Annotated in this window: 9 protein-coding genes and 1 pseudogene; 3 read left to right on the top strand and 7 right to left on the bottom strand. The window is 54.7% G+C overall.

The window, feature by feature from the left end; genetic code table 11:
- Positions 1-12 precede the first annotated feature (12 nt).
- Positions 13-1452, top strand: a complete 1440-nt coding sequence (locus EA20_RS0112235) for a 6-phospho-beta-glucosidase (RefSeq protein ID WP_024967102.1) — start codon at positions 13-15, stop codon at positions 1450-1452.
- A gap of 96 nt (positions 1453-1548) precedes the next feature.
- Here the strand turns inward: EA20_RS0112235 and gcvP are convergent, their stop codons facing one another.
- From gcvP to EA20_RS0112200, 6 genes are all read right to left on the bottom strand, one after another.
- Positions 1549-4422, bottom strand: coding sequence for an aminomethyl-transferring glycine dehydrogenase (gcvP, locus tag EA20_RS0112230; protein ID WP_024967101.1), 2874 nt, complete (start codon positions 4420-4422; stop codon positions 1549-1551).
- Between the two features lie 122 nt (positions 4423-4544).
- On the bottom strand, positions 4545-4931 hold the full coding sequence (gene gcvH, locus EA20_RS0112225) for a glycine cleavage system protein GcvH (protein ID WP_024967100.1): 387 nt from the start codon (positions 4929-4931) through the stop codon (positions 4545-4547).
- 27 nt (positions 4932-4958) lie between these two features.
- Positions 4959-6053 carry a glycine cleavage system aminomethyltransferase GcvT gene (gene gcvT, locus EA20_RS0112220; RefSeq protein WP_024967099.1) on the bottom strand — a complete coding sequence of 365 codons (1095 nt, stop codon included), beginning with the start codon at positions 6051-6053 and terminating at the stop codon, positions 4959-4961.
- A 498-nt stretch (positions 6054-6551) separates the two neighbouring features.
- The gene (gene acnB / locus EA20_RS0112215) at positions 6552-9149 is read right to left on the bottom strand and encodes a bifunctional aconitate hydratase 2/2-methylisocitrate dehydratase (RefSeq protein WP_152540232.1); all 2598 of its coding nucleotides are present in this window, start codon (positions 9147-9149) and stop codon (positions 6552-6554) included.
- Between the two features lie 413 nt (positions 9150-9562).
- A complete protein-coding gene (locus EA20_RS0112205) occupies positions 9563-10420 on the bottom strand; it encodes an MBL fold metallo-hydrolase (protein WP_024967097.1) in 858 nt (285 codons plus the stop codon).
- Positions 10421-10478: 58 nt separating this feature from the next.
- Positions 10479-10991 (bottom strand): phenolic acid decarboxylase, encoded by a 513-nt coding sequence (locus tag EA20_RS0112200; protein WP_024967096.1) that lies wholly within the window; start codon positions 10989-10991, stop codon positions 10479-10481.
- A 102-nt stretch (positions 10992-11093) separates the two neighbouring features.
- Between EA20_RS0112200 and EA20_RS0112195 the strand changes: the two genes are divergently transcribed.
- Positions 11094-11999, top strand: a complete 906-nt coding sequence (locus EA20_RS0112195) for a LysR family transcriptional regulator (RefSeq protein WP_024967095.1) — start codon at positions 11094-11096, stop codon at positions 11997-11999.
- 155 nt (positions 12000-12154) lie between these two features.
- Positions 12155-12283, top strand: a complete 129-nt coding sequence (locus EA20_RS21230; RefSeq protein WP_255343114.1) for a hypothetical protein — start codon at positions 12155-12157, stop codon at positions 12281-12283.
- A gap of 31 nt (positions 12284-12314) precedes the next feature.
- On the opposite strand, the pseudogene vapB reads toward EA20_RS21230, so the two are convergent.
- A pseudogene (vapB, locus tag EA20_RS19730) lies at positions 12315-12545 on the bottom strand (type II toxin-antitoxin system VapB family antitoxin).
- Between the last annotated feature and the right edge of the window lie 342 nt (positions 12546-12887).

Genomic DNA, 12887 nt, shown 5'->3' with positions numbered 1-12887 from the left:
AGGATGGGATTGATGAGCACACATCAGCAGTTACCAAAAAACTTTCTCTGGGGCGGCGCGGTTGCCGCTCATCAGGTAGAAGGCGGCTGGAATCAGGGGGGCAAAGGCGTCAGCATTGCCGACGTACTTTCTGGCGGCGCCCACGGTGTGGATCGCGTCATGACGGACGGCATTCAGGAAGGCTACAGTTATCCTAACCATGAAGCGGTGGATTTCTTTTCGCGCTATAAAGAGGATGTGGCGCTGTTCGCCGAAATGGGCTTCAAATGTTTTCGTACTTCCATCGCCTGGACGCGTATTTTCCCCAACGGCGATGAGCAGGAACCTAACGAGGCGGGACTGCAGTTTTATGACAATCTGTTTGATGAACTGCTGAAATACAACATTGAGCCAGTGATTACCCTTTCGCATTTCGAAATGCCTTACCATCTGGTGAAAGAGTATGGCGGCTGGCTGAACCGGAAAGTTGTCGATTTCTTTGTCCGCTTCAGCGAAGTGGTGCTGGAGCGCTATAAAGGCAAAGTGAAATACTGGATGACCTTTAACGAAATTAACAATCAGCGCAACTGGAAATATCCGCTGTTTGGTTACTGCTGCTCCGGTGTGGTATTCACCGACCACGACCAGCCTGAACTGGCGATGTATCAGGTGCTGCATCATCAGTTTGTCGCCAGCGCGCGCGTGATTAAACGGGGCCATGAGATCAACCCGGATTTTCAGATTGGCTGCATGATCGCCATGGTGCCGCTCTATCCCTGGTCCTGCCATCCCGATGATGTGATGTTTGCCCAGGAAGCGATGCGGGAACGCTATCTGTTCGGCGACGTGCATATGCGCGGCTATTACCCCTCTTACATTCTTAATGAGTGGGCGCGCAAAGGCTATCAGATCGAGATGGAGCCCGGAGATGACCGCATCCTGCGTGAGGGATGTGCGGATTACATTGGCCTGAGCTATTACATGAGCAATGCGGTGCAGGCGAATGCCCAGGGCAGCGGCAGCGCGGTCTCTGGTTTTGAAGGCAGCGTGCCTAACCCTCACGTGAAAGCCTCGGACTGGGGGTGGCAAATCGACCCTGTTGGCCTGCGCTACAGCCTGGCGGTGCTCTATGAGCGCTATCAGAAGCCACTGTTTATCGTCGAAAACGGGTTTGGCGCCATCGACAAGCCGGATGAAACCGGGGCCATCAATGATGACTACCGTATCGCTTACCTCCAGGCGCATATTGAACAGATGAAGCTGGCGGTGTTTTATGACGGCGTTGAGCTGATGGGCTACACGCCCTGGGGCTGCATTGACTGCGTTTCCTTTACTACCGGCCAGTACAGTAAACGCTACGGCTTTATTTATGTGGATAAAAACGATGACGGCAGCGGGACGATGAATCGCTCGAAAAAGAAAAGTTTTAACTGGTATCAGCAGGTAATCGCCAGCAACGGCGAAAATATCTGAGGATTATCAGACGGTCGGCAGGTCCACTGACAGCGGGGACAGCGTTATCCCCACTAAAAAGGGCACCTCAGGTGCCCTTTTCATTTGTGACGAAGACTACTCGTATTCGCTCATCGGCACGCAGGAGCAGAACAAATTGCGGTCGCCGTAGACATCATCCAGACGCTTCACCGTTGGCCAGTATTTGTTCTCACTCCCCGCCGGGAAAACGGCCAGCTCGCGGCTGTAAGGATGCGCCCACTCACCGACAATCTCCATCTGGGTATGCGGCGCGTTGACCAGCGGGTTATCGTCAGCCGGCCATTCGCCCGCCGCAACGCGATCGATCTCCATGCGAATAGAGAGCATCGCATCAATAAAGCGATCCAGCTCGATTTTGCTTTCCGACTCCGTTGGCTCCACCATCAGCGTTCCGGCTACCGGGAAAGACATGGTCGGTGCATGGAAACCGTAGTCGATCAGGCGCTTGGCGATATCCAGTTCGCTGATCCCGGTCTGCTCTTTCAGCGGACGGATATCCAGGATGCACTCATGCGCCACACGCCCGTCGCGTCCGGTATAGAGGATCGGATAGGCTGACTGTAAGCGGGTGGCAATATAATTTGCGTTAAGAATCGCCACGGAGCTGGCCTGCTTCAGCCCTTCCGCGCCCATCATGCGGATATACATCCAGCTGATCGGCAGAATAGAGGCGCTGCCAAAGGGCGCAGCAGAGACCGCGCCCTGCTGGGTAAGTACACCATCGATCTGCACCACGCTGTGACCCGGCACAAAGGGCGCCAGATGCGCCTTCACGCCGATAGGTCCCATGCCAGGTCCGCCACCGCCGTGAGGGATACAGAAGGTTTTATGCAGGTTGAGGTGAGAAACATCCGCCCCGATATAGCCCGGCGTAGTGATGCCCACCTGAGCATTCATATTGGCGCCGTCAAGGTAAACCTGGCCGCCAAACTGATGAACGATCTGACAAACCTCGCGGATTGTTTCCTCATAAACGCCGTGCGTGGAGGGATAAGTCACCATGATGCAGGAGAGCGCTTCACCGGTCTGTTCCGCCTTTATCCGCAGATCGTGCAGATCGATATTGCCCTGCTTATCACAGGCGACCACCACGACCGACATGCCCGCCATCTGTGCAGAAGCTGGGTTGGTACCGTGCGCGGAGCTTGGGATCAGACAGACGTTACGTCCGCCTTCGTTGCGGCTTTCATGATAGCGGCGGATCGCCAGCAGACCGGCATATTCACCCTGTGCGCCTGAGTTTGGCTGCATACAGAGCGCGTCGTAGCCGGTCAGCTGCACCAGCCACTGGGAGAGCTGCCCTATCATTTGCAGGTAGCCGGTAGCCTGATCCGCCGGACAGAAGGGATGCAGCTCAGCGAACTCAGGCCAGGTGATCGGGATCATCTCAGCCGCAGCGTTCAGCTTCATGGTGCAGGAGCCTAGCGGGATCATCGCCTGGTTCAGCGCAAGATCTTTACGCTCAAGGCTGTGCATATAGCGCATCATCTCAGTTTCGCTGTGATGACGGTTAAATACCGGATGGGTCAGGATCGCATCCTGACGCAGTAATGCAGCCGGGATCGACTGGCTCTCGCGGGCAACGGCGGCATCGAGCGCGTCGATCTCCTGACCGTGCTCTTCACCCAGCAGAATGGAGAACAGCGCGACCACGTCCTCACGGGTGGTAGTCTCATCCAGTGTGATCCCTACCGCATTATGAATATCCGTACGCAGGTTAACGCCAAAACTCAGCGCCCGATCGAGCACCGCGGCTTTGTCCGCCACCTCAACCGTCAGCGTATCAAACCAGGTCGCGTGACGCAGCGTCAGGCCGCCCTTCTGTAAACCCGCCGCCAGGATATCCGTCAGACGATGAATACGGGCAGCGATACGCTTCAGGCCTTCAGGGCCGTGGAACACCGCATAGAGGCTGGCAATATTGGCCAGCAGCACCTGAGAAGTACAGATATTGGAGTTCGCCTTCTCGCGGCGAATATGCTGTTCTCGCGTCTGCATGGCCATACGCAGCGCAGTATTGCCGGCCGCATCGCGGGAGACGCCAATAATGCGCCCTGGCATAGAGCGCTTATGCTCATCCCGCGCGGCAAAGAAGGCCGCGTGCGGGCCACCGTAGCCCATCGGTACGCCAAAACGCTGGGCGGATCCGAAAACGATATCCGCGCCCTGCCTGCCGGGGGCCTGAAGCTGTACCAGCGCCATAAAATCCGCCGCAACGCTGACGATGATTTTGCGGTTTTTAAGTTCAGCGATAAGCGTTGTGTAATCATGCGCTTCGCCAGTGGTGCCAACCTGCTGTAACAGCACGCCAAAGATATCCTGGTGATCGAGAACTTTATCCGCCTTATCGACCAGGATTTCAAAACCAAAGGTTTCCGCACGCGTACGGATAACGTCCAGCGTTTGCGGGTGCACATCTTCCGCCACAAAGAAGCGGTTAGCGGTTTTCAGCTTGCTGACGCGTTTTGCCATCGCCATCGCTTCAGCGGCGGCCGTGGCTTCATCAAGCAGCGAGGCTGAGGCGATATCCAGCCCGGTCAGATCCAGCGTAACCTGCTGAAAATTGAGCAGCGCTTCAAGGCGCCCCTGGGACACTTCCGGCTGGTAAGGCGTATAGGCGGTGTACCAGCCGGGATTTTCCAGCATATTGCGCAGGATCACCGGCGGCGTCAGCACCGGCGAATAGCCCATGCCGATGTAGGATTTATAACGCTGATTCTGACTGGCCATCGCTTTCAGCTCGGCCAGCGCCTGATGCTCGGTAAGCGCATCTCCCACAGCGGGCGGGCCTGGCAGCTGAATGTCCGCCGGCACGATCGACGCGATCAGATCGCTGAGAGAGCTGGCACCGGTGGCATTCAGCATGGCGATCTGCTGCTCCTGCGATGGACCAATATGGCGTTCGATAAACGCGCCGTTATGTTCAAGCTGGCTGAGAGTCTGGGTCATTAGCGGTAAATCCTGAATCGGCATGAAAAGAGGGTGTAGGGCGAACACGCTTTTTACAGCCTGTCCCGGCATGGAACAGGCTGCCGGACGGGGAAGATCTCGCCGTCCGGTTCAGTTGCGGATTACTCGTCGATGCTGGTTTTATAAGCATCGGCGTCAAGCAGCGAATCCAGTTCGGCGGCGTCGCTGGGTTTGATTTTAAACAGCCAGCCTTCTGCATAAGGGGCGCTGTTAACCAGTTCCGGCTCGCCGTCCAGCGCGCTGTTCACCTCAACGATTTCACCGCTGACCGGCGCATAAATATCAGAAGCAGCTTTGACCGACTCCGCTACGGCGCAGTCGTCGCCCTGATTATAGGTGGTCCCGACATCCGGCAGATCCACAAACACCATATCGCCCAGCAGTTCCTGCGCGTGTTCGGTTATTCCCACCGTGCAGGTGCCATCGGCTTCCTGGCGCACCCATTCATGACTTTCACGGTATTTCAGTTCATTTGGCACATTGCTCATCGCGCTGCTCTCCTGAGGTAATCGTTATTATGCGACCGGCTTTCCGGCGCGAACAAAAATCGGTTTGGTCACCTTAACCGGCATTTCACGATTGCGGATCTCAACGATCGCCTGCTCGCCAATGCCCGCTGGTACGCGCGCCAGCGCAATGCTGTAGCCCAGCGTGGGTGAAAATGAACCGCTGGTGATAATGCCTTCCTGAAGGTTGCCTGCGCTGTCGGTAAAGCGCACCGGCAGTTCATTGCGCAGCACGCCCTTACTGGTCAGGATCAGGCCGACCAGCTGCTCCGTGCCCTGCCCGCGCTGCGCCTCTAACGCTTCACGACCAATAAAATTGCGGTCTGCCGGTTCCCATGCCACTGTCCAGCCCATATTGGCTGCCAGCGGCGAGACGCCTTCGTCCATCTCCTGACCGTATAAGTTCATGCCCGCTTCCAGACGCAGCGTGTCGCGTGCGCCGAGTCCGGCTGGCTTAATGCCCGCAGCCACCAGCTTCTGCCAGAATGGTGCCGCCTGTTCGTTCGGCAGCGCAATTTCATAACCCGCCTCACCGGTGTAGCCGGTGGTGGCGATAAACAGATCGCCAGCCTGAATGCCGAAGAAGGGCTTCATACCCTCCACTGCCTGTCGCTGAGATTCATCCAGCAGCGTGGCAGCTTTCTCTTTTGCATGAGGTCCCTGCACCGCAATCAGCGCCAGATCGTCACGCACGTGAAGTTCAACGCCGTAGGATTCCGCATGGCCGGAAATCCAGGCGAGATCTTTCTCCCGCGTGGCGGAGTTCACCACCATGCGGAAAAAGTCTTCGGTCATAAAGTAAACAATCAGATCGTCAATTACGCCAGCGGAAGCGTTAAGCATCCCGCTATAAAGCGCTTTACCCGGCTGAGTCAGTTTGGCGACGTCATTAGCGAGCAGATAGCGCAGGAAGTCGCGGGTACGCGCGCCATGCAGATCGACGATGGTCATATGCGACACATCAAACATACCGGCATCGGTTCGTACCGCGTGGTGCTCATCGAGTTGAGAGCCGTAGTGCAGCGGCATCATCCAGCCATGGAAATCCACCATGCGTGCGCCGCAGGCCTGATGCTGTTCGAACAAGGGAGTCTGCTGAGTCATAACAATCCTGTGCTTTTACACGTTTCAGACGGTTACGTCCGGCCTGAAGAGCCGCGACGCAAACGATAACCTTGACCTGACGTTACCACCGAACAGGTGCTTTAACCATAAGAAAAACAAGGCCGAACCCTTTTGGTGCAGGAAGCCTGGGGAAGGCAGTTTCCAGAGTTTTGCACTATAAATCTGCGCCATTACGCACATAAACAACAATTGACTGCGGTAAAACTGCGAAGAAAATAGCGGAAGCCGACGATGAAGGAAAAAGAAAGCAGCCGGTAACAGGCAATAGCATGAGAAAATATAATGCGAAGAGCCAGGTAAAATTAGAATTTTTCAAATGAGGGGCAATTTTGGGGCAACGGAAAAAAGCAGGCGGAGAGGTATGTAAGGATTACAGGCAAGAAAAAAGGCGAATCGATGATTCGCCTTTCATATGCAATGTGCGCGGTCCTACTCTGGCCGTGGACGGGTGAAACCTCAGGGCCTCACCCGGCCTGATCAGACGGCGGTCTGGAAGATAACGCCGTCCGCTTTTTCGGTGTATTGCGCCAGCTGATCGAAGTTCAGATAGCGATAGGTATCCACCGCCGTCTTATCCACCTGCGCCATAAACTGCTGATACTCATCCGGCGTCGGCAGTTTGCCCAGTAGTGAGGCGACGGCGGCCAGCTCAGCGGATGCCAGGAAGACATTCGCGCCGGTGCCCAGGCGGTTCGGGAAGTTACGGGTTGAAGTGGAAACCACCGTCGCGCCATCAGCCACTCGCGCCTGGTTACCCATACAGAGTGAACAGCCCGGGATTTCAATACGCGCACCGCTCTTGCCGAAGACGCTGTAGTAGCCCTCTTCCGTCAGCTGCGCGGCATCCATCTTGGTTGGCGGTGCTACCCAGAGACGCGTCGGCAGCTGCCCTTTATGGCTGTCCAGCAGCTTACCAGCCGCACGGAAATGGCCGATGTTGGTCATGCACGAGCCGATGAATACCTCATCAATCTTCTCACCCTGCACGTCAGAGAGCAGACGGGCATCGTCAGGATCGTTGGGTGCGCACAGGATCGGCTCTTTGATGTCGGCCAGGTCGATTTCGATAACGGCGGCATATTCTGCATCCGCATCCGCTTCCAGCAGTTGAGGATCTGCCAGCCACTTCTCCATCCCCTGGATACGACGTTCCAGCGTACGGCGATCGCCGTAACCTTCAGAGATCATCCACTTGAGCAGAACGATATTGGAGTTCAGGTACTCAATAATCGGATCCTGACCCAGCTTGATGGTGCAGCCCGCAGCTGAACGTTCGGCAGAGGCGTCAGAGAGCTCAAACGCCTGCTCCACTTTCAGATCCGGCAGACCTTCGATTTCAAGGATGCGGCCCGAGAAGATGTTTTTCTTCCCTTTCTTCTCAACGGTCAGCAGACCCTGCTTAATCGCATAGAGAGGGATCGCATGAACCAGGTCGCGCAGCGTAATGCCCGGCTCCATTTTTCCTTTGAAGCGCACCAGCACCGACTCAGGCATATCCAGCGGCATCACGCCGGTGGCGGCCGCAAAGGCGACCAGGCCGGAGCCTGCCGGGAAAGAGATGCCGATCGGGAAACGGGTATGGGAATCCCCGCCGGTGCCTACGGTGTCCGGCAGCAGCATACGGTTCAGCCAGCTGTGGATAATCCCATCGCCCGGACGCAGCGAGACGCCGCCACGGTTCATGATAAAGTCTGGCAGCGTATGGTGCGTGGAGACGTCAACCGGCTTAGGATAGGCGGCGGTGTGACAGAATGACTGCATCACCAGATCGGCAGAGAAGCCCAGACAGGCCAGGTCTTTCAGCTCATCGCGGGTCATCGGCCCGGTGGTGTCCTGAGACCCCACTGAAGTCATTTTTGGTTCGCAGTAAGCGCCAGGACGTACGCCATCGGTGCCACAGGCACGGCCTACCATTTTTTGCGCCAGCGAGTAACCGCGGCTGCTTTCCGCCACATCTTTCGCCTGACGGAAGATATCACTTTGCGGCAGTCCCAGTGACTCACGCGCTTTGGCGGTCAGACCGCGACCGATGATCAGTGGAATACGACCACCCGCACGCACTTCATCAAGCAGCACGTCAGTTTTCAGGGAGAACGTCGCCAGTACTTCGCCCGTTTCGTGATTCTGCACTTCGCCTTTATAAGGATAGATGTCGATGACATCGCCCATATTCAGGTTCTGCACATCCACTTCGATCGGCAGTGCGCCCGCATCTTCCATAGTGTTGAAGAAGATAGGCGCAATGTTGTTGCCCAGCACCACGCCGCCGCCTTTTTTGTTCGGCACGTAGGGGATGTCATCACCCATAAACCAGAGCACGGAGTTGGTCGCGGACTTACGGGAAGAGCCTGTACCGACCACGTCGCCTACGTAGGCCAGCGGATAACCTTTCGCCTGTAGCGCTGCGATCTGTTTGATCGGGCCAATGTTGCCTGGCTCATCCGGCTCAATGCCTTCACGGGCATTTTTCAGCATCGCCAGCGCGTGCAGAGGAATATCAGGACGGGACCAGGCGTCAGGCGCAGGCGAGAGATCGTCAGTGTTGGTTTCGCCCGTCACCTTGAAGACGGTTACGGTGATTTTTTCAGCCAGCTCCGGACGGGAGAGATACCACTCCGCTTCGGCCCAGGACTTCATGATCTGCTGGGCGTGCGGGTTACCCGCTTTGGCTTTCTCTTCCACGTCGTAGAAGCTGTCAAACATCAGCAGCGTATGGGAAAGTGCTTTAGCGGCAATAGGCGCCAGCTTTTCATCTTCCAGCGCGTCGAGCAGCGCATGGATATTGTAACCACCCTGCATGGTGCCGAGCAGTTCTACCGCTTTTTCTGGAGTAATCAGAGGAGAAGTCGCTTCGCCTTTGGCGACGGCGGCCAGGAAGCCCGCTTTCACATAAGCCGCTTCGTCCACGCCTGGTGGCACTCGATTGATTAACAGATCGGTCAGGAATTCTTCTTCACCCGCGGGCGGATTTTTCAGCAGTTCAACCAGCGCGGCCATTTGGGAAGCATCTAACGGTTTAGGAACGATCCCCTGGGCAGCACGCTCGGCAACGTGCTTACGGTATTCTTCTAGCACGACGTTCTCCTCGCTCACATTGTTATTGGCTTACCGGGCCCACAATGCTCACTTTGGCGTGAGTTTCGCTCTATGTAGGGTAAGGTGCCCGGTTTCGCGAGGGGCAGCATAGCAGGATTTCGGCCTGATGTTAATCTGTTTACAAAAAAGCAACATTAAAGACCTGGCCAAAACTGCCCGATTTTTCGCCGCCAGCGCAGGCCTGCCGCGCTGAGGTTATCTCAGAGAAGAGTAAGATCGCGTTGCTCAAAAACGTCACAGAAAAAAGCTGGCGGCCGTGGTTTCCCCTGCCCTGTAAAAGATGGAATAGATAACGGGCAGGAATAGAACGCCGCAATGAAGATACTTTTTGCACGCTATATTGAAGCCGTATTGTTGAAATCAGGCCAGATACAACGGGCCTGATAATAATGCTACAGGGTGCTTTCCATTTCCCGCAACGATACAGGCCAGTCACCGGGCCAGACATAACGATCTTTTAAAATCCGGGCGCTGTAGTCGAGGCAAATCTTCACAGGAAGATTGGGATATATTCTCTCCATCTCCTGCACCAGCTCCGCACTGTTGTTTACCTGATGCAGCGTTTTAATAAAATTTCTGATATAGGTTCGGGTGAAACCAATCGCAGAAGGGCTAAGGGACGACGTGGTACGTGAATGACCTGGGATCAGCACTTTTGGCGCAAGCGCTTCCAGCGTATCCAGACTCTGCATCCATTTCGCAATGCGTTCCGGCGTGCGCATATCGGCAATCCAGACGTGCGCATCAGCGAAGACGATATCGGAGGCGATTAGCGTGCGGGTCGACGGGATCCAGAGCGGCGTCACCCTGATACAATCCCCGCTGAGCAGCCCCAGAATCTTAATCTGCTGGCCTTCCAGATAGAACGTATCCTCCTCTGTCTCCGTAATAAGATAGGTTGTGCGGGCACCATTCTCCTTCAAAACCTGTTTTCCCCAGTAATCGATTTTGAAGTCGAAGGCGTCATTCACATCTTCGGCTACCTGCTTATAAGAAAGGATTTCAGCGTCCGGGAAAACAGACTTGATCACTTCAAGACCGAGGAAGTGATCGGGATGAAGGTGAGTGATAAAAATCCGTTTCAAGTCGAGACCAGTTTCAATAATTTCTGCGGCCAGCCGGTGCGCATTCGCCAGGGTGAACTGGGCATCCACCAGCATCGCCTCTTTCTCGCCCATGATAATGGTGGAACTGACACCGAATCCGTCATGCGCATCACTACTGATAAAAACCTTTGTCGATAATTCCATTTTTCGTCCTTATAAGAGAGAAAGCAGAAGAGCTCACCATGAGCTCTTCTGTCGCATCTTAATTTTTAAGATTGGCCGGGAAATTGGCAGGCAATTGGTCAGGCGGACAGTCAATCACGCTGTCGTTGTTTTCACCGACATCACGGATAATGGTCAGCGTGGCAAATTCGTCAATTACCTCAGTAGGATAAGCCGGACCTGCTTCGCGATATTTTGCCATCTCTTCCAGATGCTCGTTCTGGAAGCAGACGGTTTTTTCCGGATTATTCATTACCCAGCGTGGGAAGAAGATGGTGCCGTGAAAGATTTTGTCAGTCAGATTAACGGCCAGACTAACATCGGTACCGGTTGGTTCGGTCCAGGAAACTTTATAGACATCATGCGCCAGACGAACCACATAGACATGCTGATTTTTAACCCAGCGGTTACCGACCATTCCGCTGTGAATACGATAATCGACGGTGTCACCATTTTTTATATAGAGCTCGTAGTTCCAGCCATTGTCATAGGTGTAAACCAGATGTTTGCCGACGATGCCAGACAAGTCATGTTTATCAAAAGTGCTCATGATTAATTCCTCATTTGTTTGCCTTGAGGAGATTATTGCGCGTTACAAAAGCGATTAATAACGCTATTTTTAGCACTATTTCATTCAATTTTTCGATGGGTCACCATGCATAAAACGACGCTTGAACAGTGGTTCCTGCTTGATTCGGTAGTTAATAAAGGAAGCTTTGCACTGGCGGCGGAGAAAAATAACCGCAGCCAGTCCTCGGTCAGTTATCAGATCGGTCTGCTACAGCAGCGGCTGGGCATCGCGCTACTTCAGCAGGAAGGACGCCGGGCGGTTCTGACCGCTGAGGGGCAGCAGTTGCTGGCGCAGGCGCGCCCATTGCTCGCTGGTTTTAGCAGCCTTGAGGCACAGGCTGCCGCGCTACAACGTGGTGAGCCTTCCCGCGTCGATTTGATGGTTGATGCCATTGTGCCCAAGCCACTGTTATTCGAAGTACTTCACCAGTTTCAGCAGCGTTATCCGCATGTCAGAGTCTGGTTGAGCGAAATCGTCCGCAGCGAAACGCCGGGCAGGCTGGCAGAACAGCAAGCCGATTTATGGCTGGTGGCGCACGGTGGGGACCAGCCTTTAGCCGGTGAAAGCCTGATGAGCGTCGATTTTATTGCTGTTGCGCATTGCGACCATCCGCTGCATCGCGAGCCAGCGCCGCTCAATGCTGCCACGCTGGCGCGCTGGCCCTGTATTACCATTCTCGATCGTCAGCAGCAGCAGCAGTCAGAAGTCAGTGGCGAACAGGCGGAAAACTGGTCATTTACCACCTTGTCAGCGGCGATTGAGGCGGTACAGCATCAACTGGGCTATGGCTGGCTACCGGAGAAGAACATCGCCGCATTGCTGGAAAGCGGCGAACTGTGCCCGCTTCAGCTGTTGCAGGGGCGCCGGCGTTCCACGTCACTGGTGCTCCGCATCAATGAAGAAAAGCTACCGGGCAATGCGGCCATCGCCGTACTGGCACAGATGTTTATCGATCGGGTAGCGGCGGAAAAGCAGCACGTGGCAGAGTAACAAACGGCATTTTGAGCATTGCAGGCTGAAGCTTATTTCAGTTTATTGACGCCAGTGGGGAATATTTCAGCGTTAACCGAGGCGCACATCTCGCATTTATATGGCGTGACGGTGTGGCTTGATAGCAACAGCACTGACGCCACCAGCGTGACGGTATGTCATCAGATCGCCCCGCAATGCATTCCGGCGTATGTGATGGCTGGGACCACATTGCGGTGATTGCGCAGCATCGCCTGCTCCAGGCGATCTCTAACAGCTACCGGCTGCTCGCGCATAATGAATGAGCAAGTTTTGGTATCGAGCCTATAGGAATTGTTAACGAATCCCCCGTCCTTCATGGCCGATCACGTCCTCGCGCTCCGCCATAAAGTCCTCATCGGCTTTTTCCAGCTGCGCGAATGAACTCCAGGTTGGCCGGATGGGGCGCAGGATGATACTGTCTCCTTACCGGATAATTTCAAGTTCGCTGGCCCCTTCAAAATCCATATCGCGTGGCAGGCGGATGGCACGGTTGTTTCCATTTTTAAAAATCGATACGGTTCTCATAGAAATTCTCCTCTCCTTACGGCCTTTTCATGCAGCTATCATAGCAAGTATATGTATATGCTTCGCATCTGCCTGTGCAATCCTCTGGTCAAAGAAGGGATGTGGAGCTTGAAACGGCTAACGACGGCAGGTTTATCAAGCTTTACTAAAAAGTAAACTCTGGAACCCAAGACGCTGGAGCGCGTATTGCCGAAAACTTAAGTTATTAGCTGATACTGACAAAGTGTGTTCGTCAGGATATTGATGAGCTGGCCAAAGGAGATGACAATCAAACTGTCTATACAGTCACGATTGATATCAGGCTGTTTATGATTTCTCAAAATAATGACACAGTCTGATTTC

The sequence above is a fragment of the Pantoea sp. IMH genome, from assembly GCF_000599885.1.
In the GTDB taxonomy this organism is placed as follows: domain Bacteria; phylum Pseudomonadota; class Gammaproteobacteria; order Enterobacterales; family Enterobacteriaceae; genus Erwinia.
The sequence above is the reverse complement of the archived record's forward strand: the minus strand, read 5'-3'. Positions and strand labels throughout refer to the sequence as shown.

What these genes read in the sequence shown, in the direction of transcription:
- EA20_RS0112235 (WP_024967102.1), top strand. Translation starts at nt 13, where the DNA reads ATGAGCACACATCAGCAGTTACCAAAAAACTTTCTCTGGGGCGGCGCG.
- gcvP (WP_024967101.1), bottom strand. Translation starts at nt 4,422, where the DNA reads ATGACCCAGACTCTCAGCCAGCTTGAACATAACGGCGCGTTTATCGAA.
- gcvH (WP_024967100.1), bottom strand. Translation starts at nt 4,931, where the DNA reads ATGAGCAATGTGCCAAATGAACTGAAATACCGTGAAAGTCATGAATGG.
- gcvT (WP_024967099.1), bottom strand. Translation starts at nt 6,053, where the DNA reads ATGACTCAGCAGACTCCCTTGTTCGAACAGCATCAGGCCTGCGGCGCA.
- EA20_RS0112205 (WP_024967097.1), bottom strand. Translation starts at nt 10,420, where the DNA reads ATGGAATTATCGACAAAGGTTTTTATCAGTAGTGATGCGCATGACGGA.
- EA20_RS0112195 (WP_024967095.1), top strand. Translation starts at nt 11,094, where the DNA reads ATGCATAAAACGACGCTTGAACAGTGGTTCCTGCTTGATTCGGTAGTT.
- EA20_RS21230 (WP_255343114.1), top strand. Translation starts at nt 12,155, where the DNA reads ATGTCATCAGATCGCCCCGCAATGCATTCCGGCGTATGTGATGGCTGG.